The organism is Actinomadura sp. NPDC023710 (assembly GCF_040639875.1).
GTDB lineage: Bacteria > Actinomycetota > Actinomycetes > Streptosporangiales > Streptosporangiaceae > Spirillospora > Spirillospora citrea.
Window position 1 is genome coordinate 56,104 of record NZ_JBFAGB010000019.1, and the last position, 22,021, is coordinate 78,124.

The 22,021-nt window shown below is 71.6% G+C and carries 18 protein-coding genes and 1 pseudogene; 10 read left to right on the plus strand and 9 right to left on the minus strand.

From position 1 onward, the window contains the following. The first annotated feature begins 130 nt into the window (after nt 1–130). The 5 genes from AB0H37_RS22580 to AB0H37_RS22600 all read left to right on the plus strand — a co-directional run bounded on the left by AB0H37_RS22580 (nt 131) and on the right by AB0H37_RS22600 (nt 5,819). Nucleotides 131–1,666: an aldehyde dehydrogenase (NADP(+)) gene (locus AB0H37_RS22580; protein WP_360614899.1), complete on the plus strand. Its 1,536-nt coding sequence runs from the start codon at nt 131–133 to the stop codon at nt 1,664–1,666. Beyond that, complete coding sequence (locus AB0H37_RS22585; protein ID WP_360614900.1) at nt 1,663–3,006, plus strand: enolase C-terminal domain-like protein; 1,344 nt, start codon at nt 1,663–1,665, stop codon at nt 3,004–3,006. Before AB0H37_RS22580 ends, AB0H37_RS22585 begins: the two co-directional genes overlap by 4 nt. Before the next feature lie 43 nt (nt 3,007–3,049). Next, complete coding sequence (locus AB0H37_RS22590) at nt 3,050–3,481, plus strand: thioesterase family protein (protein ID WP_179836792.1); 432 nt, start codon at nt 3,050–3,052, stop codon at nt 3,479–3,481. Then, nucleotides 3,478–4,071, plus strand: a complete 594-nt coding sequence (locus AB0H37_RS22595; RefSeq protein WP_360614902.1) for a GNAT family protein — start codon at nt 3,478–3,480, stop codon at nt 4,069–4,071. Before AB0H37_RS22590 ends, AB0H37_RS22595 begins: the two co-directional genes overlap by 4 nt. 338 nt (nt 4,072–4,409) lie before the next feature. Beyond that, the gene (locus AB0H37_RS22600) at nt 4,410–5,819 is read left to right on the plus strand and encodes a S28 family serine protease (RefSeq protein ID WP_360614904.1); all 1,410 of its coding nucleotides are present in this window, start codon (nt 4,410–4,412) and stop codon (nt 5,817–5,819) included. 84 nt (nt 5,820–5,903) lie between these two features. Here the strand turns inward: AB0H37_RS22600 and AB0H37_RS22605 are convergent, their stop codons facing one another. From AB0H37_RS22605 to AB0H37_RS22620, 4 genes and pseudogenes are all read right to left on the minus strand, one after another. Next, nucleotides 5,904–7,475 carry a glycoside hydrolase family 13 protein gene (locus AB0H37_RS22605; RefSeq protein ID WP_360614906.1) on the minus strand — a complete coding sequence of 524 codons (1,572 nt, stop codon included), beginning with the start codon at nt 7,473–7,475 and terminating at the stop codon, nt 5,904–5,906. A gap of 30 nt (nt 7,476–7,505) precedes the next feature. After that, nucleotides 7,506–7,865 (minus strand): annotated as a pseudogene (locus AB0H37_RS22610) (globin); the annotation flags it as partial. 73 nt (nt 7,866–7,938) lie between these two features. Then, entirely contained in the window at nt 7,939–8,970 is a 1,032-nt protein-coding gene (locus tag AB0H37_RS22615) for a mechanosensitive ion channel family protein (protein WP_360614908.1), read from the minus strand. A gap of 298 nt (nt 8,971–9,268) precedes the next feature. Beyond that, nucleotides 9,269–9,553 (minus strand): hypothetical protein, encoded by a 285-nt coding sequence (locus AB0H37_RS22620; protein WP_179836786.1) that lies wholly within the window; start codon nt 9,551–9,553, stop codon nt 9,269–9,271. A 467-nt stretch (nt 9,554–10,020) separates the two neighbouring features. Here AB0H37_RS22620 and AB0H37_RS22625 point away from each other — a divergent pair, with 467 nt between their 5' ends. After that, nucleotides 10,021–11,592 (plus strand): XRE family transcriptional regulator, encoded by a 1,572-nt coding sequence (locus AB0H37_RS22625; RefSeq protein ID WP_179836785.1) that lies wholly within the window; start codon nt 10,021–10,023, stop codon nt 11,590–11,592. Between the two features lie 5 nt (nt 11,593–11,597). Continuing rightward, complete coding sequence (locus AB0H37_RS22630) at nt 11,598–12,200, plus strand: GNAT family N-acetyltransferase (RefSeq protein WP_329087134.1); 603 nt, start codon at nt 11,598–11,600, stop codon at nt 12,198–12,200. A 904-nt stretch (nt 12,201–13,104) separates the two neighbouring features. Here AB0H37_RS22630 and AB0H37_RS22635 read toward each other — a convergent pair. Both AB0H37_RS22635 and AB0H37_RS22640 read right to left on the minus strand, forming a co-directional pair. Beyond that, a complete protein-coding gene (locus AB0H37_RS22635) occupies nt 13,105–13,887 on the minus strand; it encodes a methyltransferase domain-containing protein (protein ID WP_360614910.1) in 783 nt (260 codons plus the stop codon). Then, entirely contained in the window at nt 13,884–15,986 is a 2,103-nt protein-coding gene (locus tag AB0H37_RS22640; protein WP_360614912.1) for a prolyl oligopeptidase family serine peptidase, read from the minus strand. Before AB0H37_RS22640 ends, AB0H37_RS22635 begins: the two co-directional genes overlap by 4 nt. Before the next feature lie 261 nt (nt 15,987–16,247). Here AB0H37_RS22640 and AB0H37_RS22645 point away from each other — a divergent pair, with 261 nt between their 5' ends. Together AB0H37_RS22645 and AB0H37_RS22650 are read left to right on the plus strand one after the other, a co-directional pair. Then, entirely contained in the window at nt 16,248–16,757 is a 510-nt protein-coding gene (locus tag AB0H37_RS22645) for an HNH endonuclease (protein ID WP_179836780.1), read from the plus strand. A gap of 18 nt (nt 16,758–16,775) precedes the next feature. Further along, nucleotides 16,776–16,994 (plus strand): zinc ribbon domain-containing protein, encoded by a 219-nt coding sequence (locus tag AB0H37_RS22650; protein WP_179836779.1) that lies wholly within the window; start codon nt 16,776–16,778, stop codon nt 16,992–16,994. A gap of 4 nt (nt 16,995–16,998) precedes the next feature. On the opposite strand, the gene AB0H37_RS22655 is transcribed toward AB0H37_RS22650, so the two are convergent. The 3 genes from AB0H37_RS22655 to AB0H37_RS22665 form a co-directional block, all read right to left on the minus strand. Then, nucleotides 16,999–17,346, minus strand: coding sequence for a DUF1330 domain-containing protein (locus AB0H37_RS22655; protein WP_360614915.1), 348 nt, complete (start codon nt 17,344–17,346; stop codon nt 16,999–17,001). 96 nt (nt 17,347–17,442) lie between these two features. Continuing rightward, the gene (gene ilvD / locus AB0H37_RS22660) at nt 17,443–19,305 is read right to left on the minus strand and encodes a dihydroxy-acid dehydratase (protein ID WP_360614916.1); all 1,863 of its coding nucleotides are present in this window, start codon (nt 19,303–19,305) and stop codon (nt 17,443–17,445) included. Nucleotides 19,306–19,555: 250 nt separating this feature from the next. Further along, on the minus strand, nt 19,556–20,368 hold the full coding sequence (locus tag AB0H37_RS22665; RefSeq protein WP_329087146.1) for a nuclease-related domain-containing protein: 813 nt from the start codon (nt 20,366–20,368) through the stop codon (nt 19,556–19,558). Nucleotides 20,369–20,591: 223 nt separating this feature from the next. Here AB0H37_RS22665 and AB0H37_RS22670 point away from each other — a divergent pair, with 223 nt between their 5' ends. Further along, nucleotides 20,592–22,016, plus strand: coding sequence for an amidase (locus tag AB0H37_RS22670; RefSeq protein ID WP_360614918.1), 1,425 nt, complete (start codon nt 20,592–20,594; stop codon nt 22,014–22,016). The last annotated feature ends 5 nt before the right edge of the window (nt 22,017–22,021 follow it).

Genomic DNA, 22,021 nt, shown 5'->3' on the forward strand with positions numbered 1-22,021 from the left:
TCGCGTTCCCGGCGCGGCCGGTGATACGCGCGGAGCATCGAACGATGCGTTCTTCGTGTTGGACAGGTATCGATCGCGTCTCCTATCGTCCGGTTCAGGCATTCCGTCCAACCGAGGAGGACCGGGGACGTTGGCGCAGCTCACCGGGCAGATGCTGATCGGGTTCGAGCGCGTCACCGGGACGGGGAGGGCGATCACCGCCGTCGATCCCCGTACCGGGGAACGTCTCGAACCGGAATACCGCTACGGCGGCGACGCCGAGGTGGACCGGGCCTGCGGCCTCGCGGAGGAGGCGTTCGACGGCTACCGCGCGACGAGTCCCGAGGAACGCGCCGCGTTGCTCGACGGGATCGCCGGGAGGCTCGACGCGCAGGCCGCCGATCTCGTCCGGCGCGCCGCGTCCGAGACCGGCCTCCCCGCCGCCCGGCTGACCGGCGAGGTCGCGCGGACGTCGGGGCAGCTGCGCCTGTTCGCATCCGACCTGCGCGCGACGGCGACAGCCGGCAGCACCGCGCGCCACGGCTCGAACCCGCCGGAGGGCGCCGATCTCGCGGGCGGGACGGCGACGAGCGTCGACCCGGCGTGCGAGGGCGCGCCCGAGATCCGGCAGGGCCGGGTGCCGTTCGGGCCCGTCGCGGTCTTCGGTGCCAGCAACTTCCCGCTGGCGTTCTCGGTGGCGGGCGGCGACACCGCCGCCGCGCTCGCGGCGGGCTGCCCGGTGATCGTCAAGGCGCACGACGCCCACCCCGGCACGTGCGAGCTGGCCGGACGGGCCGTCGTGGAGGCCGTCCGGGAGGCGGAGCTGCCCGAGGGCGTCTTCTCGATGCTGTACGGCGACGGGCCGACGCTCGGCACCGCGCTCGTCACCGACGCGCGAGTCCAGGCGGTCGGGTTCACCGGATCGCGGAAGGCGGGCCTGGCGATCGCGGGCGCGGCGGCGGCCCGGCCGCGGCCGATCCCCGTCTACGCGGAGATGAGCAGCGTCAACCCGGTCTTCCTGCTGCCCGACGCGCTGGCGGAGCGCGCCGCCGGGCTGGCGGAGGAATACGCCGGGTCGGTGACCCTCGGGGCCGGGCAGTTCTGCACGAACCCGGGCCTCGTCTTCGCGATCAGGGGACCCGGTCTCGACGCCTTCCTGGACGCGGCGGCGACGGCGATCGAGGCCGACCCCGGGGCCCCCATGCTCACCCGAAGCCTGGCCCGCGCCTACGCCGAAGGGGTCGACAAGCTCGGAAGGCGTCCCGGCGTGGAGATCCTCGCGCGCGGCCGGGAGCCGGACGCGGTCGCCGGATGCCGGGCCGCCCTCGCGGCCGTGGACGCCGGGGACTTCGGGCCCGACCTCCAGGACGAGATCTTCGGCGCCTGCTCGCTCGTCGTCCGCTGTGCCGACCTCGACGAGGTCATCGGGCTGGCCCGCGGCCTGGAGGGCCAGCTGACCGCGACGATCCACGGACGGGGTGAGGCGGCGGCGCGGCTGCTGCCCGTCCTGGAGCGGCTCGCCGGACGGATCCTGTGGGGAGGGTGGCCCACCGGCGTCCGGGTCGGGCGCGCCATGGTGCACGGCGGACCGTATCCGGCGACGTCCGACGCGCGGGCGACGTCCGTCGGGAGCCTCGCCGTCGAGCGGTTCCAGCGGCCGATCGCCTACCAGGGGGTACCGCGGTGAGCACGCCGGTGGTCACCGGGATGCGGGTCGTGCCGGTCGCCGGACGCGACAGCATGCTGCTCAACCTGGGCGGCGCCCACGGGCCGTTCTTCACGCGGAACCTGGTGCTGCTGACCGACTCGTCCGGCAGTACGGGCGTCGGGGAGGTACCGGGCGGCGAGGGCATCCGGCGGACGCTGGAGGACGCCCGCGCGCTGGTCGTCGGCAAGCCCATCGGGCGCTCGGACGAGATCCTCAACGCCGTCCGCGCGACGTTCGGCCACCTGGACGCGGGCGGACGCGGCCCGCTCACGCACGACACCAGGATCACCGTGCACGCGCTGAGCGCGATCGAGGCGGCCCTGCTCGACCTGATGGGGCGGTTCCTCGGCGTGCCGGTGGCGGCGCTGCTCGGCGACGGCGTCCAGCGCCGCACGGTCCCGGTGCTCGGCTACCTCTTCTACGTCGGCGACCGCAACAGAACGGACCTTCCGTACGAAGCACCACCGGACGGAGCGGACGGCTGGCTGCGGGTGCGGTGCGAGGAGGCGCTGACGTCCGAGGCGATCGTCCGGCAGGCGGAGGCCGCGCGCGAGCGCTACGGGTTCGCCGACTTCAAGCTCAAGGGCGGCGTCCTGCGCGGCGCGGAGGAGGCGCGGGCCGTGCGGGCGCTCGCCGAGCGGTTCCCCGGCGCCCGCGTCAACCTGGACCCGAACGGCGCCTGGTCGCTGGAGGAGGCCGTCCGGATCGGCACCGGGCTGCGGGACGTCCTCGCCTACGCCGAGGACCCGTGCGGCGCCGAGGACGGCTACTCGGGCCGGGAGACGATGGCCGAGTTCCGCCGCGCCACCGGCCTGCGCACCGCCACGAACATGATCGCGGTCGACTGGCGGCAGCTCGGCCACGCGATCCGGCTGGACGCGGTGGACATCCCCCTCGCCGACCCGCACTTCTGGACGATGCGCGGCTCGGTGCGGGTCGCGCAGCTCTGCGAGGCGTGGGGGCTGACCTGGGGCTCGCACTCCAACAACCACTTCGACGTGTCCCTGGCGATGTTCACCCACGTCGCCGCGGCCGCGCCCGGCGAGATCACCGCGATCGACACGCACTGGATCTGGCAGGACGGCCAGCGCCTCACGACCGACCCGCCGCGGATCGCGGACGGCGCGATCGCGCTGCCCGAGGGCCCGGGACTCGGCGTCGACCTCGACGAACAGCGCGTCGAGGAGGCGCACGACCTCTACGTCCGGTACGGACTGGGGGACCGCGACGACGCCGCCGCGATGAGGTACCTGATCCCGGACTGGCGGTTCGACCCGAAGCGCCCCTGCCTTGTCAGGGACTCGACCCGCTCCGGGTAGCATCGGGCCGACCACCCAGGTTCCCCCGCACCCAGGCGAGGACATGCAGCAGTTGCCCGCGGCCGAGTACCGCCACGTCTACGAGTTCAAGATCCGATTCGGCGACATCGACTCCCAGGGACACGTGAACAACGTCAAGTTCCTCGGTTACCTGGAGGACGCGCGGCTGGAGATGTTCCACGGCGACCCGGTGCGCAAGGGGGAGCAGCCCGTCCGCGGCATGGTGATCTCCCGGCACGAGATCGACTACCGGCACCCGCTGCTGCCGACCGTCTACCCGATCCGGGTGGAGACGTGGGTGACCGAGGCCCGCGCCGCGTCGTTCAAGCTGGCCTACGAGGTGCGGGACGACGACCACGTGTACGCCGCGGCGACCTCGACCCTCGTCGCGTTCGACGTGGAGGCGAACCGCCTGCGCCGCTTCACCCCGGAGGAACGGGAGTTCATCGGGCGGTACGTGGTGCCCCGCGCATGACGGCGCTCGCCGGCCCTTCGCCCGCGCTCGACGGCCGTCGAGCGGGGGTGCGCCTGCGCGCCGTCCAGATGGCGGACGCGGTGGCGCTCGCGGCGCTGTACCGGGAGAACCGCGCCTACCTGCGTCCCTGGGAACCGGAACGGGGCGAGGCGTACTTCACCGTCGACGGCCAGCGCGACAACCTGCGCGAGCTGGTCGAGGCGTACGCGGCGCAGGAGATGTGGCCGGGCGTCATCCTCGTCGACGGCGAGGTCGCCGGGCGCATCACGCTCAACAACATCCTGCGCGGGCCCCTCCAGAGCTGCTTCGTCGGCTACTGGGTGGCGCGCGCGCACGCGGGCAGGGGCGTCGCCACCGAGGCGGTCAGGCAGGCCCTGGACGTGGCGTTCGGTGCGCTCCGCCTGCACCGCGTCGAAGCGTTCACGAGAGTCGACAACCTCGCGTCCCAGCGCGTGCTCGAACGCAACGGCTTCACGCTTGTGGGGACGGCCCGCCGCCACATCCACCTGGACGGACGCTGGCACGACGAGCGGTTCTTCGAACGCCTGGCCCCCTGGGACGACGGCTTCACCCCCGCCCCTCCCACCTGACCCCCGTCTCACCCATCCTGACCCGATCGCCGCTCCCGGACCCGGCCGACATTTCCCGGGTCTGATCTCTGGCCGCGGCTGTGCGCCGTTTCGGACGTGATCGAGGTTCACCCGGCGGGTCTACGTTCCTCCAGCGTGAGCGCCATTGCCTGCCTGATCACGGTTCCGCCCCTCCTGGGCTTGATTTCCGGTCTGATCGGGTGACAACCGACCCGTCACGGATAGGTAACAAGCCCAACAGCAATCCGTTTTGGCCGGGCTTCTCCCTCTAGGGTCGCGACGCGAATGTGGAGAACCCACGTGAAAGGGGCACAATGCGGCGCGTCTCACGAGGAGCCATGGCACTGCTGCTCGCCGCGGGCATGACCGGGGCGGGCGCCACCGCGGCGCAGGCCGCGGGTCCGGCCCAGGCGGGCACGGTGAAGGCCGGCGCCGCCCAGGCGGGCGACATCCTCGCCCAGCTGAAGGCGATCCCCGGCATGCAGGTGACGGAGAAACAGTCCACCTTGCCCGGCTACCGCTGGTTCTGGTTGGAGTACAGGCAGCCGGTCGACCACCGCAACCCGCGGGGGCAGTGGTTCGAGCAGCGCATCATGTTGCAGCACAAGTCGGCGGACCGTCCCATGGTGCTCTACACCAGCGGGTACAACACGCCGGAGACGATGTTCACCTCCGAGCCGACGGCACTGGTCGACGGCAACCAGATCTCGGTCGAATACCGCTACTTCACCCCGTCCCGTCCGGAGCCGACGGACTGGAAGAAGGACACGATCTGGCAGGCGGCCACCGACGAGCACCGGCTGATCGGCGCCATGAAGACGATCTACCAGGGCAAGTGGATCTCGACGGGGGCCAGCAAGGGCGGCATGACGGCCGTCTACCACAAGCGGTTCTACCCGCGTGACGTCGACGGCAGCGTCGTGTACGTGGCGCCGAACGACGTCAACAACAACGACGACCGCGCCTACGACAAGTTCTTCCAGACCGTCGGCTCCGACCCCGAGTGCCGCACCCACGTCAAGGCGCTGGCGCGCGAGTTCCTCAAGCGCCGCCCCGCGATGCTCAAGCGCTTCAAGGCCGCCGCCGACGAGAACGGCTGGACGTTCAGCATCCTGCGCAGCCAGGACCGCGCGTTCGAGAACTCGGTGATGGACTACGAGTGGGGCTTCTGGCAGTACAGCCTGCAGTCCGACTGCGCGTCGCTGCCCGCGGTGAACGCCTCGGACGACGAGATCTACCAGACGCTCGACAACATCTCGGGCCTGTCGTTCTACAGCGACCAGGGCCTCGCCCCGTACATCCCGTACTACTACCAGGCGGGGACGCAGCTGGGCTGGCCGACGCCGAAGTTCAAGCACCTGCGGCCGCTGCTGCGGTACGAGGACAGCTACCAGCCGCGCACCTACGTTCCGCGTGACATCCCCATGCGGTTCGACAACGGCCGCGCCATGCACGACATCGATCGCTGGGTGCGCGGGAACGCCGAGCACATGCTGTTCCTGTACGGCGCCAACGACCCGTGGGGCTCCGAGCCGTTCCGCCTCGGGCACGGCAGCCGCGACTCGGCCGTCTACGTCGCCCCGGGGATGAACCACAGCGGCCGGCTCATCGCCAAGCTGCCCGGTGACGAGCAGACCAAGGCGACCGCCGACGTCAAGCGCTGGGCGGGCGTCGGGACCGGCATGCAGACCCTCAAGTCGGCCCCCATGGCCGACGACCCGCTCCAGCTTCAGCGCCCGCCGCTGTAGCCGGAGGCACCCTTCCAGCGAAGTACCGCGGTGTGCCGGTCCGTGCGTTGCCCCTCGCACGGACCGGCACACCGCGTCGCGCGTTCAGGGGACGCTCAGCCAGGCGGCGGTGTTGCCGGGAAGCAACTCGCCGTAGAGGGGCGTGCTGGTCAGGAGCGGGGTGCCCGCAGGGAGGCGCACAGGGTTCTCGCCGCAGTTGAGGGCGAGGACCAGGGAACCGCGCCGGAAGAAGAGGGCGGTCTCGGGGGAGTCGATCCACTCCAGGTCTTCCGGGAGGTCGCCGTGCAGGCGGCGGCGCAGCGCGAGCGCCTCGCGGTACCAGCTCAGCATGGAGGACGGGTCGGACGCCTGCGCCTCAGCGACCAAGGACGCCCACCGCTCCGGCATCGGCAGCCACGGCCGGACGCCGTCGGGGGAGAAGCCGTAGGGTTCGGCGCGGCCCGACCAAGGCAGCGGCACCCGGCAGCCGTCCCGTCCCGCGCTCTGCCCGTTCGTGCGCTTGAAGATGGGGTCCTGCCGGGCGTCGTCCGGCAGATCGGTCACCTCGGGCAGCCCCAGTTCCTCGCCCTGGTACAGGTAGGCCGACCCAGGAAGCGCCAAGAGCAGCAGTAACGCGGCCTTGGCCCGGGCGTGTCCGATGCCCTGGAAGACCCCCTGCTGCTCATAACGGGTGACGTGGCGGACGGAGTCGTGGCTCGACAGCACCCACGTCGGAGCGGCGCCCATGGGAGCGACGGCCTTCAGCGCGCCGTCGATCACTTCGCGGAAAGCCATGGCCGACCACGGGGCCGTTTGCAGGTCGAACTGGAAGACCTGGTGCAGCTCGTCTGGCCGCAGGTACAGCGCGAGGTCTTCCGGGCCGTCCGTCCACACCTCGCCTATGGCCATGCGGTCGCCGTCGTACTCGTCGAGGATCTGGCGCCACCTCCGGTAGACGTCGTGGACTTCGGGCCGGCTGTACACGGGGCCGTTCGGCATGCGCCGGTCCTGGCCGTGGAGGTCGCGGAACGACTCGTCCTTGAACAGGCCGGCGGCGACGTCGATGCGGAAGCCGTCCACGCCGCGGTCGAGCCAGAACCGCAGGATGTCCTCGAACTCGTGCCGCACGTCGGGGTTGCGCCAGTTGAGGTCGGGCTGCTCGGGCGCGTACAGGTGCAGGTACCACTCGCCGTCGTCCAGCCGCGTCCAGGCGGGGCCGCCGAACGCCGACGGCCAGTCGTTCGGCGGGCGGTCCTCGCCGGGACGCTCCCCTGGCTTGCCGGACCGGAAGATGTAGCGGGAGCGCACGGGTGACCCGGGAGGCGCCGCGAGCGCCTCCCGGAACCAGCGATGCCGGTCGGAGGAGTGGTTCGGGACGATGTCGACGATCAGTCGCATCCCGTGGGCGTGCACGTCCGCGACGAGGGCGTCGAAGTCGTCCAGCGTGCCGAACCGGGGGTCGACGTCGCGGTAGTCGGCCACGTCGTAGCCGCCGTCCGCGAGCGGGGAGGTGTAGAAGGGGGTGAGCCACAGCGCGTCCACACCGAGATCGCGCAGGTGGCCGAGCCGGGACCGGATCCCCTGGAGGTCGCCTTCGCCGTTCCCGTCGGCATCGGCGAAGCTGCGGACGTAGACCTCGTACACGACGGCGTTGCGCCACCAAGGGGTTCGTGTCATACGGGGCCCTCTACCCGCTCACGTAGGGGCGTTCACCATGCTCTGCGCCGCCATCGTGAAGTAGGCCCAGAGCTGCCTCTCCAGATCCTCGGGAAGGCCGAGCTCGTCCACCGCGACGCGCATGTGCCGCAGCCACGCGTCCCGCTCGGCCGCGCCGATGACGAAGGGCACGTGACGCATCCGCAGCCTCGGATGCCCGCGCTGCATGCTGTAGGTGTTGGGGCCGCCCCAGTACTGGATCAGGAAGAGGCGCAGCCTCTCCTCGGCCGGACCGAGGTCCTCCTCGGGGTAGAGGGCGCGGAGGTCGGGGTCGTCCGCGACCCCCTGGTAGAAGCGGTGGACCAGCCGGTGGAAGGTCTCCTCGCCGCCGACCGCTTCGTAGAAGGTCACCTGTTCAGCCATAGCGCCCCCACCCTATGTGAGACACGTCCCCTTCCTCACCTTGATCCACTCGGGAGGCGGGCTAGGGCGCGGGGGTGGCGACGGTGACGCCCGCCTCGTCGAACGCCCGCTTGACGCGTTCGCGCAGCTCGCGGGCGATGTCGCCCTGCCTGCCCGGCACCGTCTTCAGCACGACGCGGATCACGATGGCGTCGCCCGCGAGGGCCTGCACGCCCCACACCGAGGGCTGCTCCAGGACGATGTCGCTCCAGGGCGCGTCCGCGACCAGTTGGTCGGCGGTGGTCTGCAGGATCTCCTTGACCTTCTCGGTGTCCTCGTTGATGTCGACCGGGATGTCCAGGACGGCGCGACCCCAGTTCTGCGACTCGTTCCCGACCTTCTTGATCTCGCCGTTCGGGACGTACCAGACGACGCCGTCGACGTCCCGCATGCGGGTGACCCGCAGGGTGACGGCCTCGACCGTCCCCTTGGCGCTGCCCACGTCGATGACGTCCCCGACGCCGTACTGGTCCTCCAGGAGCATGAACAGCCCGGCGAGGAAGTCCTTGACGATGTTCTGCGCGCCGAAGCCGACCGCGACGCCGATGACGCTGGCGCTGGCCAGGATGGGCGCGAGGTTGAGGCCGAGAGAGCCGAGGATGCTGAACGCGGCCGTCCCCATGATGATGATGGACGCGATGGAGCGCAGCACCGAGCCGAGCGTCTGGGCCCGCTGGGCGCGCCGCCTGTTGAGGAGGGCGGGGCTGCCCTCGAAGACCGTCCGGGACCGGTCCCGGACCTTCTCCGACATCGTGCCCTCGGCCATCCGCAACGTGATCTTGGTGATCATCCGGTGCGCGATGTTCTTCACGATCAGCGCCACCACGAAGGTCACGATGATCCACAGCAGCGTGCTCAGCGGCTTGTCCAGCCAGGTGGCCCAGAACCGGGTGAAGTCGGTGTTCTTCGAGACGTTCCAGACCAGCCGGCACGAGACGCTGGGGTCCGTGTTCTTGCAGGCCGCCTCCGGGGTGCCGTTCTCGGCCCAGGGCAGGAACGGCTTGGCGACCGGCGAGACGGCGAGCGGCACGCTGATCGACGCGAACAGAGACATGGTGTGGCAGACCCTCCCCGGCCATTGCGGTTCCTCGCCACCTCGCCGTGGACCGGCGGCGGTACGAGCCCGATCGTAGGGGACGGTTCCGACCGGTTCATACGAACGCCGGGGCTGGTGGCGGGGACTGGCCGGGGAGGGGGTCTGCCGGGCGAACGTGCCCCGCGTGGTCCGCGGCTGCCGCGCCCTTCGCCGCGGCCCCGCGGGACACGCCCGGTCTCGCCGGGCGCCCGTTCGGCGGGCGCCCGAGTCTGTGATGGAGCTCGGATAGGGGCTCAGGGGCCCGTGGAGCGTCCGCTCACCTCGCGGCGAGCGGCTGGAGGACGTGCGCCAGCTTGAGGGCCGCGCCGCCGACGTCGTCGACGCGGTGCATGCGCTCGCCCCACGACCACCAGAAGTAGTGGTCCTTGGTCTCGGGGGCCGGCGCGCAGGTGACGTCCTCCGCGAGGCTCGCTGCCTCGGGGTTCACCACCCTCAGGAAGGCCGGCCCCGAGCGGGTCCTGACGACCCGCGCGACGAGGCCCCGCGTGTCCAGTTCATGCTCCAGCTCTTCGAGGTAGCCGACGCGTCTGTCGCTGACCACCTTCGCACCCCCTCCCTAGGCGGGCGAAACGCCCGCGGGCCCAGTGCCCGGTCGACCGGATGATCGACTCTCCGGATTCGCTCGATCACAACACGAGAGATTTCCAACTCTCACACTGACCGGTCAAGGGGGCGGCCAGGGGCCGAAGAACCGGATTCCCCCACCTCAGGAGAAGTCCTCCTCCCCCCGGAGGAAAAATCTCTACCCACGGGGTGCGGGGTGCCTCCCGGCCGCCATCACTTCGCCGGAATCGCTTGGCGGGGGCTGTGGCGAGGATTACGCTGCGTGCGCAAGCAATCATCTGTCGTGGCCAAACGACCGGTCGCCGTGGCGGGGACGACCGCCAACCCCCTGGGGGACGGCGTTCCGGCCCGACGGGAGGAGGCCGGGTGTCGGACCCCCCTCGGAGAGAGACGGAGGTGGCTCGCCGGATCCGTGCGCACGCCCTGGCGCGAGGACGGGGTCCGGTGGCGATCGCGCAGGAGATCCACGAGCAGTGCGGGCCGCTGTTCGGGACCAGCCGGATCAAGGCGCACCGGCTGGCCCACGGCGTCGCGCTGTCCGACATCGTGGCGCAGGTCAAGGCGCTCTACGAGGTCGACGGCAAACCGCTGCCGCGGCTCGGGGAGACGCTGCTGTCCGCCTACGAGAGCGGGTACAAGCGTCCCGGCCCGGAGTACCTGCACTACTTGTGCGCCGTCTACCGGGTGGAGCCCGACGCCCTCGACTACCAGAGTCCCTGTATCTGCGGCCGCGGACACGCGACCCGTGCGGGCGCCGGGAGCGTTCCGCAGCCGCGCGTGCCGGACCAGCGTCCGGTGCCCGACCCCGACGCGATCGTCGGGGCGATCGTGCCCAGGAGCGAGGAGCGCCCCTGGGCGACCGTCAACGACCTGCGGGGCCATGACCGCGCCGACGGCCCCCTGACCATTGATGTGGGAGAGGAGGACATCGTGCTTCGTAGGACCCTTCTGCAGTTGCTGGCCGGAGCGGGCGTGGCGCTCGACGGTCAGTTCCTTGGGGCCGTCGACAACCTGCGCCGCAAGATGGACGACACACTCGTCGGCGCGACCGTCTCGCCGACCATGCTCGACCAGTGGGAGGAGACGACCTACGGCTACGGCCGGCAGTACCAGGCGACCCCGTCGCTCCGGATGCTCTGCGACGTGCTGCTCGACTTCAGCGAGGTGCGGCGCATGTGCGACAAGCGCCAGCCGGTCGAGCTGCAGGAACGCCTGTGCCGGATCGCCGCGCAGCTGTCCGGGCTGTCCGGGCTCATCATGATCAACCTGGGGGACCACCGGCTGGCCCGCTCGTTCTTCCGGACCGCGCGGACCGCCGCCGACGAGACCGGCGACCGGCAGTTACGCGCCTGGGTGACCGTCCGCGAGTCCCTCGTTCCGATGTACTACGGCGACCCGCGCGAGGCGCTGCACCTGGCGCGCAAGGCGCAGGACCTCGCCGGCCGGACCCCCGGCGTCGCCGCCGCCATGGCCCCCGCCGTGGAGGCGCGCGCGCTCGGCATGCTGGCGATGCGCGGCCGCGGGGACGCCGCCCCGAGCGCCCGCCGCGCGCTCGTGCGCGGCCGCTCCGTCTTCGACCAGCTCTCCAAGACCGACACCTCCGACCTGGTGTTCGGGTTCACCGACCGGCAGATGGCCTTCTACGAGGGCGACACGTTCACCAACCTCGGCGACCACAGGCAGGGCGACGAGGTGCTCAGCCACGCCCTCACCCTGTACTCGCCCACCGACCGCGTCGACCTGACCCTGGTGCGGCTCGACCGGGCGATGTGCAAGCTGCACGCCGGCCACCCCGAGGCCGCGCTGACGGCCGGCCGGGAGGCCATCTACGACCTGCCCGCCGACCATCGTTCCGACATCCTCGTGCACCGCGCCCGGCAGATCGGCGCGGCGGTCGCGACCAAGCACGGCCAGATCCCGGAGCTGAAGGACTTCTACGAGGCCCTCTCCGGCCCCTCGGTCAAGAGCCCCACGCAAGATCCGCCCGCCGCCGTACGCCCGGGGGAACAGGTCTGACCGGGATGAGCACCGACAACGCCTCCTGGCAAGGCCACCCCACGCTCGTCCGGCTCAAGGACGATCCCCCCGAATGGCGCTACGGCGACCTGCAGATCCGCCGGTACCACGCGGCCGACCACGGCGTCGTCCTGGCCCTGCACCAGGAGGGCCTGGCCCAGGTCGGCCTGCGCCCCGGCGACGGCGTCTACTACGACCACGACTTCTTCCGTATGGAGGACATCTATCTCCGCAACAACGGTGAGTTCCTCGTCGGCGAACTCGACCGCCGGATAGTCGCGATGGGCGGCCTGCGCCGAGCCGACCTCATCCCCGGCGGCCACGCCCGCGCCTTCGGCGGCTACGCCCCCGGCAACCCGACCCTCGACACCGCCGAGATGGTGCGCCTGCGCGTCCTGCCGGCGGTCCAGCGACGCGGCTACGGCACAGCGCTGGTCCAGGCCCTGGAGGAACGCGCGGCAGAGTACGGCTACCGCATACTGCGCGCCGACACCACCGAACGCCAGACCCCCGCCCTGGCCCTCTACCGCAACTTCGGCTGGACGGAGACCCGCCGCGAGTCCATCGGCGGCATAGTCAACATCTACATAGAAAAACCGCTGCGCTGAACCGCGCCGCCGCAGTGCCCTCCTCCGAGCCAACGGAGGAGAGCACTGCGACAGCAGGCCAGAGCCCGCACGCTCCAGGCGTAGCCGACCTCGACATGCCCCGCAGTGGCGGCCGACCGCCCCCACCCCGCGAAACCCGCCAACAACAACCCCAGCCCCAGAGCACCCCCGCAACACCCTCATCCTGGCGATCGCGTCCGAAGGCAGTTTCGAGGGTGCAAGAACCAGTTCGGACAGCGAGCCGCCCCGACTAGGGAACCTGCCCACGTCGACAACCCCAGTCCCAGGGCAACCCGCAACGACCCCTACTTTCGCGATCGCGTCCGAAGCAGTTTCGAGCGAAGCGAGAACCTGCTCCCGCAGCGAGCCGCTCCGCCTGTGGAACCTGTCTACGCCAACAACCTCAGCCCCAGAGCAACCCCGCAACGACCCCCACTCTCGCGATCGCGTCCGAAGGCAGGTTCGAGCTTGCGAGAACCTGATCGCGAAGCGAGCCGCAAGGCGAGTCGGAGCGATGCCGGCGATCGCCGCAGTTCCCGACGATGGAGGGCCCTCCGGGCCCGAAGGAGGAGGGCACTGCAAACAAACACCGCACGCCCCAACCCCCTCCTGGAGGCTTCCCAACCCCAGGAGGGGGTCGCTCATGGGCACGGTTGGCCGTGCGTGTTGCTTTGGAAGCGTAGCGCGATCTTCGAGTGAGTCCTAGCGAAGCTGCCAGGGTCAGGGACCTCAGCCACCGCACCCCGCAACAGCCTCAAGGGTCGCGATCGCGTCCGAAGGCAGGTTCGAGCGTGCGAGAACCTGATCGCGAAGCGAGCCGCAAGGCGAGTCGGAGCGATGCCGGCGATCGCCCGCGTTTTTCGACGATGGAGGGCCGCCAGGCCCGAAGGAGGAGGGCACTGGTTCAGGAACACCTACCGGCGATGACCTGCATGAGGGGGTAGCGGCGTTGGCGGACGGCGGTGTAGCCGCGGTCGGTGAGGGCGCGGGTGACCTCGCGGTCGCCGAAGGCGGTGAAGCCGGTGGCGCGGCGGAGGAGTTCGGCGCCGAGGCGGGGGGTGGGGAGCGGGCGCCGGGACGTGAGGATGATCAGGTGCCCGCCGGGTCTGAGGACGCGGGTCATGCCGTCCAGGGCCGTCCAGGGGTCGTCGAAGAGGTAGAGGGCGCCGAAGCAGCTGACGGCGTCGAACGCGCCGTCGCGGAACGGCAGGTCGACGGCGTCGCCGCGGACGTAGGTCACGGGGTCGCCGGGGGCGGTGTCGGCGACGGCGCGGCTCAGCATGGTCTCGGACGCGTCGAGGCCGACGACCAGGCCCGCCGGGCCGACGCCGGCGGCGAGGGCGCGGGTGACGTTGCCGGGGCCGCACGCCACGTCCAGGACGGTCGCGGGCGGCCGGGCGGCGTAGCCGGGTTGTGACAGGCCGAGCCAGTCGCGCGCCATGGCGTGCTCTTCGGCGGAGTCCGGACCGAGTGGCCAGCCCTTCGCCAGGTTGAAGCCGACGGGCCGCCACACCTTCTCGTAGATCCGCGGGAGGAACGTCGACTCCATCACCGACTGGGCGAGGGAGGGCGACTTCGCGGCCGCCCCGAGCAGGTCGAGGTACCCGGCGGACACGTCGGGCTCGCCCGGCGGCTCGCGAAGCAGCTCCAGCGCCCGTTCAGCCGGATCGCGCAGCGTCTTGCTCATCCAACTATTAGACCATGCGTCAATTCGTCGCTCAGGGCGAGCCCGGTCTGTGCCGCCAGGAACGTGAGGGTGTCCGCCGTGAGGTCGGCGGAGCGCGTGACCGAGCGGGCGGCGTGGCCTACCTCGGGCTCGTCGCGGAGGAGGACCGGGGCTTCGGAGGCGGTCGCGTGCTGGAGGGCGGCGCACATCTTGCGGGCGTGCAGCGGGTCCACGCGGGTGTCGCTGCCGAACGTCGTGAACAGGACGGCCGGATAGGCGGTGCCGGGGTGGACGTGGTGGTACGGCGAGTAGCCGATGAGCCAGCCGAACTCCTCGGGGTCGTCGGCCGTCCCGTACTCGTCGTTCCACGTCTGGCCGAGGCCGAACCGCTCGTAGCGGACCATGTCCAGGAGCGGCGCGGAGCACACCACAGCCCGGTACAGGTCGGGGCGCTGGGTGAGGGCCGCGCCGACCAGGAGCCCGCCGTTGGAGCCGCCGGAGATCGCGAGCTGGGACGGCGTGGTGAGGCCGTCCGCGATCAGCTTCTCGGCGGCGGCGTGGAAGTCGTCGAAGACGTTCTGCTTGCGGTCCCGCATGCCGGCGCGGTGCCACTGCTCGCCCTCCTCGGAGCCGCCGCGCAGGTTGGCGACCGCGTAGACGCCGCCCGCTTCGACCCACGCGAGGATGCTCGCCGAGTAGGACGGGGTGAGGGAGATGGTGAACCCGCCGTACCCGTAGAGGATCGCGGGGCGCGGTCCGGTCAGGCCCGGACGGGACGCGACGAGCATGCGCACCTCGGTCCCGTCCCGGGAGGTGTAGACGACCTGGCGCGTCTCGATCTCGGGGACGTCGACCGTCCCCGGCGCGGACGCCCACAGCGTCGTCTCCCCGGTGCGCGCGTCGTAGCGCAGGATCGACGAGGGGGTCACGTTGTCGGTGTAGCCGAACCAGGCCTCGTGCCCGCCTTCGGGCCGCTCGACGATGCCGCCGATGGAACCGAGACCGGGGGTCGGGACGGCGCTGAGCCGCTCCCCGGACGCCAGGTCGTGCACGGTGATCTCGCTGATCGCGTGGCGCGTCCAGCCGGCGAGCAGGACCGGGCGCTCCAGGTCGTCCAGAATCGCGAAGTCGGTGAGCACGGCCTCGGGGTCCTGGGGGAGGAGGTCCCGCCAGGTCCCGTAGGAGAGGTCGGACGGGTCGGCGACGCACAGGCGGGACCGGGGCGCGTCGCGGTCGGTGAAGACGTAGGCGCGGCCGTCGCGGCCCACGTGGACGCCGGTGGAGGCGTCGACGCCCTCCTGCACGGCGCGCAGCGCGGGCGCCTCGGGGGCGGACGCGGTCAGGTCGGCGATCCACAGGTCGTTGCGGGGCGCGGTGCCCTGCGACGCGGAGATCGTGAGCCAGCGGCCGTCGCGGCTGACGCCGACGCCGTAGTAGTTGGTCTTGTCCCGGCCCGCGCCGAAGACCAGCACGTCGTCGGTGTCGGGTTCGGTGCCGACGCGGTGCAGGTAGACGCGCCGGTGGTACTGCTCCTCGCCCTCCGGGACGTCCCGCGCGGGGAGCCGGCGCGTGTAGTAGTACGCCTCGCCGCCCGGCAGCCAGGCCACCGAGGAGTACCGGGCCCGGTCGATCGGCCCCTCCACGCGGTCGCCCGTCGCGACGTCGATGACGTACAGCAGCGACTCCTCGTCGCCGCCGGTCGACACCTTGTACGCCAGGAGGCGTCCCTCCTTGTCGGGCTGCCAGCCGTCCAGCGTCGTCGTCCCGGCGGGGTCGAGGGCCGTCGGGTCGACGAGGACGCGTTCGGACCCGTCCGGGTCCGCGGTGTAGAGCACCGGGTGCTCCTGGTCGGCGGAGCGGCGGGTGAAGAAGCGCCGCTCGCCCCGCCACACCGGGGCCCCGACGCTTCCCGCGCCGAGCAGATCGAGCAGGCGTGCCCGCAGCGCGTCCCGGCCGGGAAGGGTTTCCATGACCTTGTGGAAGAGCCGGTCCTGCGCGGAGCGCCACTCGCCGGTCTCGGCGCTGTCGGGATCCTCCAGCCAGCGGTAGGGGTCGGCGACCCGGTGGCCGTGGATGTCCTCGACGATGTCCTCGCGCTGCGCGGACGGATACGGCGTCATGGATGCACTTTATTGGCCGTTAAGCGCTGCCCGTCCCAGTACTCCCCGCGGGTTCCGTGTTCGAGCAGTGTGCGGCTGGGGATTATTGGGGTAGCGGACGACCTCCCTCAGACGCCACACTGATTCTGGTCGGTTCGCCCCTGGGGAGGTCCTCATGGCGAGTGCGCAGGTGCCGGAAACGATAACCGGGCCTCGGTGGGAGGCGCGCTGCGCCGTGACCACCGGGGCGAACGGACAGCACGGCCCGTTGGAGGGCGTCTGATGCGACAGGTCCTCCTCCTGAACGCGACGTACGAACCCCTCACCACGCTGCCTCTGCGGAGAGCGGTCTGCCTCGTGCTCCGCGAGAAGGCGGAGATCGTCCATCACGACACCTCGGGTGCCGTGCTCCACGCGGCGACGATGACGGTCGAGGTGCCGTCCGTCATCCGGCTCCGCCGCTACGTCCGCATCCCGTTCCGCACCCGCGTGCCCCTGACCCGCGCGGCACTGATGCGCCGCGACAACTTCCGCTGCGTCTACTGCGGCCGCCGCGCCGAGACGATCGACCACGTCCATCCGCGCAGCCGCGGCGGCAAGCACGTCTGGGAGAACTGCGTGGCCTCCTGCATGGCGTGCAACCACGGCAAGGCCGACCGCCTGCTGTCGGAGCTGGGCTGGACGCTCAGCGTCACCCCGGCCGTTCCGAGGGGCGCGCACTGGCGGCTCATCGGCCTCGTCCACGACGGCGATCCCCAGTGGGCCCCCTATGTCACCGAGCCCGCCGCCTGACGCGCGTATCCTGGGGGCGTGCCTCGCTATGACTACCGCTGCCGCGCGTGCGGGTCGACCTTCGAGGTCTCCCGCCCGATGATCAATGCTTCCGACCCGGCCCCGTGCCCGGACGGCCACGACGACACCGTCAAGCTCCTGTCCACCGTCGCCGTCACCGGCACGTCCCGCGGCGGGGCGCCCCAGCCCCCGCCGAGCGCGGGCGGAGGCTGCTGCGGCGGAGGATGCTGCTCCTGACCGGTCAGCCGGCCTGGGCCGCGCGCAACGCCCTGCCGGTGGCGGCCGCGTCGTAGTTCGGCGGGGTGCCCTGGAGCAGCACGGTGGTTCCGGGGATGTTGTCGGTGCGCATCGCCAGGATCGCCTGGTAGGCGTCCGAGGCGTACCAGGCGCGTGCCTCGTCCATGTCGGGGAACTCGATGATGACGTAGCCGCCCTCGAACGGGCCTTCGATCACCTCGGTGTGGGCGGCGTGCACGATGAAGCGGCCGCCGAACGGGTCCATGGTCTCCTGGATGCGCTCCATGTAGACGAAGACGTCGTCGTGCAGCGGCGGCTCGGGGAACAGGTGGGCGAGGGCGTAGGCGGTCATCGAGAGCTCCTTCAGCGGTGGGGCCGGGCTGGTCGGCCCGGCACCCACCACTCTGCCCCGGACGGGGAATGGAGGCGATGACCCGCCGGGTAATGCTCAGCCGTTCAGACGGTCGAGCTGGGAGACGTCGCGCGCGGCACCGGTCGAGGCCGACGTGGCCATCGCGGCGTAGGCGCGCAGGGCGGCGCTGACCGGGCGGTGGCGGTCGCGGGGCCGGTAGCCGCCGAGGTCGGCGAGCAGCTTCTCGCGGCGGATCTCCAGCTCGTCGGCCGGGACGTCCAGCTCCAGCGTGCGGTGGGGGATGTCGATCACGACGCGGTCGCCGTCCTCGACGAGGGCGATGATCCCGCCGCCCGCGGCCTCGGGGGAGGCGTGCCCGATGGACAGCCCGGACGTGCCGCCGGAGAACCGGCCGTCGGTGATCAGCGCGCACGCCTTGCCGAGCCCGCGGCCCTTGAGGAAGCTCGTCGGGTACAGCATCTCCTGCATGCCGGGCCCGCCCTTCGGGCCCTCGTAGCGGATCACGACGACGTCGCCGGCCTTGACCTTCCCGCCGAGGATGCCCTCGACGGCCTGGTCCTGCGACTCGAAGACGACGGCGGGGCCGGTGAAGGTCCACAGCTCCTCGTCCACCCCGGCGGTCTTGACGATCGCGCCGTCGGGGGCGATGTTGCCGCGCAGGACGGCGAGGCCGCCGTCGGCGGTGTAGGCGTGCTCGGCGGAGCGGATGCAGCCGTTCTCGCGGTCGAGGTCGAGCGACTCCCAGCGGGCGCTCTGCGAGAACGCCGAGGTGCTGCGGACGCCGCCGGGCGCCGCGTGGAACATCTCGACGGCCTCGGGCAGGACGTCGGGGGAGCGGACGTCCCATCGGGCGAGGAACTCGTCGAGGGAGGCGGAGTGGACCGAATGCGCCGACGCGTTCAGCAGGCCGGCGCGGTTCAGTTCGCCCAGCAGGGCCGGGACGCCGCCCGCGCGGTGGCAGTCCTCGACGTGGTACTTGGCGGTGGCGGGGGCCAGCTTGCAGATGCACGGGACGCGGCGGGACACCGCGTCGATGTCGGCGAGCCCGAAGTCGACGCCGCCCTCGGTGGCGGCGGCGAGCAGGTGCAGGATCGTGTTGGTGGACCCGCCCATCGCGACGTCGAGGACCATGGCGTTCTCGAACGCCTCGCGGGTGGCGATGCTCAGCGGCAGGACGGACGCGTCGTCGCCCTCGTAGTACCGCTTGGCGACCTCGACCACGGTGCGGCCGGCGTCCTCGTAGAGGCGGCGGCGGGCGGTGTGGGTGGCGAGGACGGTGCCGTTGCCGGGCAGCGCCAGCCCGATCGCCTCGGTGAGGCAGTTCATCGAGTTGGCGGTGAACATGCCCGAGCACGACCCGCAGGTCGGGCAGGCGCTCTCCTCCATCTCCAGCAGCTTGTCCTCCGACAGGGAGGAGTCGGCGGAGGCGATGATCGGGTCGATCAGGTCGAGCTTGTTGCCGCCCATGACGCCCTCGACGGGCTTGCCGGCCTCCATCGGCCCGCCGGAGACGAACACGGTCGGGATGTTCAGGCGCAGCGCGGCCAGCAGCATCCCCGGGGTGATCTTGTCGCAGTTGGAGACGCAGACCAGGGCGTCGGCGCAGTGCGCGTTGACCATGTACTCGATCGCGTCGGCGATCACCTCGCGGGACGGCAGCGAGTACAGCATGCCGTCGTGGCCCATCGCGATGCCGTCGTCGACGGCGATGGTGTTGAACTCGCGGGGCACGCCGCCGGCCTCCCGGACGGCGCCGGCGACGACCTTGCCGACCTCGTCCAGGTGGACGTGGCCGGGCACGAACTGGGTGAAGCTGTTGGCCACCGCGACGATCGGCTTGCCGAAGTCCTCGCGTTGGACGCCGCTGGCCCGCATGAGCGCGCGGGCGCCCGCCATGTTCCTGCCATGGGTGACCGTGCGTGACCTGAGCGGTGGCATTTCGACCTCTCCAAACCTGTGGCGTGCGGGGACGACGGGCCGCGCATGGTTCGGCGTGGGCGGGCGGGTCGCCTGGAAGGTGTGACGCGCAGCGGCGGGTCGCGGCGCTGCCGCCGGCTCGGCGGAGGTTCGCGCCCGGGCCGGCCGTGGCCTCCGATGCTACCAACCGCCGGAGGGCAGGAAAAAAGCCGGGACGGCGGTGTCCCGGCTTTACGGCGGGCCGCCCCGGGAAGCGGGGCCGCCCTCGGCCTCAGTCGGGGTACTTCGGCGGCAGGGCGTCCTCGGCCGCCTGGAAGATGCGCTGGACGTCGCCCTCGGTGAGGATCTTCGGGCGGCGGCGCAGGTACGAGCGAGCCCGGTTGCCCGCGTAGACGTCGACGTCCCGCACCCGCATGACCTTCCACGGGATGGACGGGCCGTAGATCGCCACGGACGGCTGCACCGGCACGTCGAAGCCGACCCGCTCGGCGAGGATGATGCTCGCCATCTGGGCCTCCCAGCGCGCCTCGTCCAGCCGGTCCTTCTTGTTGAAGGGGCCGTGGAAGAGCTTGAGGTGGGACATGGTGCGCACGGGGAGGCGCTTGTCCCACTTCTCCGAGTCGATGGCGTAGACGCCGCTCGGCCCGATGACCAGGTGGTCGATCCGCCCGTCGCTGACGCCCTCGTCGTCGCGGGGGACGGCCCGCGCGTGCAGCACGAGGTATCCGTTGCGCCGCAGGGACTTCAGCTGCTTCTCGGTGCGCCGTTCCGCGGCCGACGACTTCTGCCAGGCGGTCACGGTGGAGCTCCTGCGGGACTGCCGCACGTAGTCGCCGATGACGACGAGCACCGCGACGGTCAGGCCGAGCCGCCAGCTCGTCAGCAACAGCGCGGCGGCGCCGGCGACGACGGCCGCGCCGATCCGGTACGCCCAGCGGCGGATCTTGGGATCGTCGAGCATCGCCGCGGCGGCGCTCCCCTCCAGCCGCTCCTTCACCGGTGTCCGGTCATCGTTCTCACGCGCCTCCTCTGACTCGGGTCGCGCCCTGGCATTCTGCGTGTTGCCCCGCTCCATGGTCGCCATGGTGACGCTCCGTGTTCCTTTCCCATCGGGGGCATGATCCTCCGTGCGCAGAGTAATCATCGGGAGGGTGGGCGACCAGCCATGCCGGGTTAATGTTTTGTCGCCCAACGTCAGTGATTCTCTTACGGCGCGGTCGGGTAGGCCAGTATTAATCTCCTTCTGCCGCTGCTGTCGTGTGTGCCCTCTTTGATGCCCGCGCACACGGCGTCTAGCGTTCCGGATCGTGACACAGATTCATGACCTCAGCGCCACCCGCATGGCCGCCGCCGTCCGCACCCGGGAAGTATCCCCGGTCGAGCTCGCCGACCATTACCTGGCCCGCATCGAACGGTTGGACGAGCAGGTGGGCGCCTACGTGACGGTCACCGCCGAGCGCGCCCGCGAGGAGGCGCGCGGCGCCGAGAAGGCGGTGCTGGAGGCGGCGGACCCGGCGGAGCTGCCGCCGCTGCACGGCGTCCCGGTACCGATCAAGGACCTGAACATGGTGAACGGCGTCCGGATGACGTTCGGCTCGGCGGTCTACGCCGAGCTGACCGGGTTCGCCGACGACCACGCGGTGGCCAAGCTCGCGGCGGCCGGGACGGTGCTCCTCGGCAAGACGGCGACCCCCGAGTTCGGCCTGCCCTGCTACACCGAGGGAGCCGTGTCGCCCCCGGCCCGCACGCCGTGGGACCAGGCCCGGTCGGCCGGCGGTTCGAGCGGCGGCGCCGCGGCGGCGGTCGCGTCCGGGCTGGCGCCGATCGCGCAGGGCAGCGACGGCGGCGGCTCGATCCGGATCCCGAGCAGCGTGTGCGGGCTGTTCGGGATCAAGCCGACCCGCGGCCGGATCTCCCAGGGGCCGGTCATCCCCGACCTGTTCGGGCTCTCCACCAACGGGCCGATCGCGCGGACCGTCCGCGACGCCGCCCTCATGCTGGACGTCATGTCGGGCCACATGCCGGGCGACCTGTACCGGGCGCCGCAGGCGGACGGGCCCTTCCTCGCCGGCGCCGACCGCGCGCCGGGCCGGCTGCGGATCGCGCGGAGCCTCCAGCCGCCGGTGCCGGACGTCGAGGTCCACCCCGACTGCGTCGCCGCCTACGAGGACGCCTCGGCGCTCCTTGAGGAGCTGGGCCACGAGGTCGTGGAACTGCCGCAGGTGCTCGGCTCCGACCTCGTCCCGCACTTCGCGACGCTGTGGGGCGTGATGGCGACGATGACGCCCGTCCCCGAGGGGAGCGAGGACCTGCTCCAGCCGCTGACCCGCTGGCTGCGCGGGTACGGCGAGAAGACGACGGCGCCGCAGCTGTTCCAGGCCCACGCGGCGCTGCAGGGGGCGCTGCGCGCGGCGTTCCCGGTGATGGACGGGTTCGACGCGATCCTGCACCCCACGCTCGCCATGCCGCCCGTGCCGGTCGGGTACTTCCACGACCAGGACCCGGAGGAGAACTTCCGGCGGCAGACGCAGTTCACCCCGTTCTGCGCCATGTACAACATCTCGGGGCAGCCCGCGGTGAACGTCCCGCTGCACTGGAACGGCGAGGGCCTGCCCATCGGGGTCATGCTCGCCGGACGGCTCGGCGGGGAGGGCACCCTGATCTCGCTGTCCGCGCAGCTGGAGGAGGCCCGCCCCTGGATCGGCCGCAAGCCCCCGGTGTGGACGGCGTGACGCGG

Excerpts from the sequence above, each read along its gene's own strand:
- AB0H37_RS22590 (WP_179836792.1), top strand. The coding sequence starts at position 3,050 with ATGCAGCAGTTGCCCGCGGCCGAGTACCGCCACGTCTACGAGTTCAAG.
- AB0H37_RS22595 (WP_360614902.1), top strand. The coding sequence starts at position 3,478 with ATGACGGCGCTCGCCGGCCCTTCGCCCGCGCTCGACGGCCGTCGAGCG.
- AB0H37_RS22600 (WP_360614904.1), top strand. The coding sequence starts at position 4,410 with ATGGCACTGCTGCTCGCCGCGGGCATGACCGGGGCGGGCGCCACCGCG.
- AB0H37_RS22605 (WP_360614906.1), bottom strand. The coding sequence starts at position 7,475 with ATGACACGAACCCCTTGGTGGCGCAACGCCGTCGTGTACGAGGTCTAC.
- AB0H37_RS22615 (WP_360614908.1), bottom strand. The coding sequence starts at position 8,970 with ATGTCTCTGTTCGCGTCGATCAGCGTGCCGCTCGCCGTCTCGCCGGTC.
- AB0H37_RS22630 (WP_329087134.1), top strand. The coding sequence starts at position 11,598 with ATGAGCACCGACAACGCCTCCTGGCAAGGCCACCCCACGCTCGTCCGG.
- AB0H37_RS22635 (WP_360614910.1), bottom strand. The coding sequence starts at position 13,887 with ATGAGCAAGACGCTGCGCGATCCGGCTGAACGGGCGCTGGAGCTGCTT.
- AB0H37_RS22640 (WP_360614912.1), bottom strand. The coding sequence starts at position 15,986 with ATGACGCCGTATCCGTCCGCGCAGCGCGAGGACATCGTCGAGGACATC.
- AB0H37_RS22645 (WP_179836780.1), top strand. The coding sequence starts at position 16,248 with ATGCGACAGGTCCTCCTCCTGAACGCGACGTACGAACCCCTCACCACG.
- AB0H37_RS22655 (WP_360614915.1), bottom strand. The coding sequence starts at position 17,346 with ATGACCGCCTACGCCCTCGCCCACCTGTTCCCCGAGCCGCCGCTGCAC.
- ilvD (WP_360614916.1), bottom strand. The coding sequence starts at position 19,305 with ATGCCACCGCTCAGGTCACGCACGGTCACCCATGGCAGGAACATGGCG.
- AB0H37_RS22665 (WP_329087146.1), bottom strand. The coding sequence starts at position 20,368 with ATGGCGACCATGGAGCGGGGCAACACGCAGAATGCCAGGGCGCGACCC.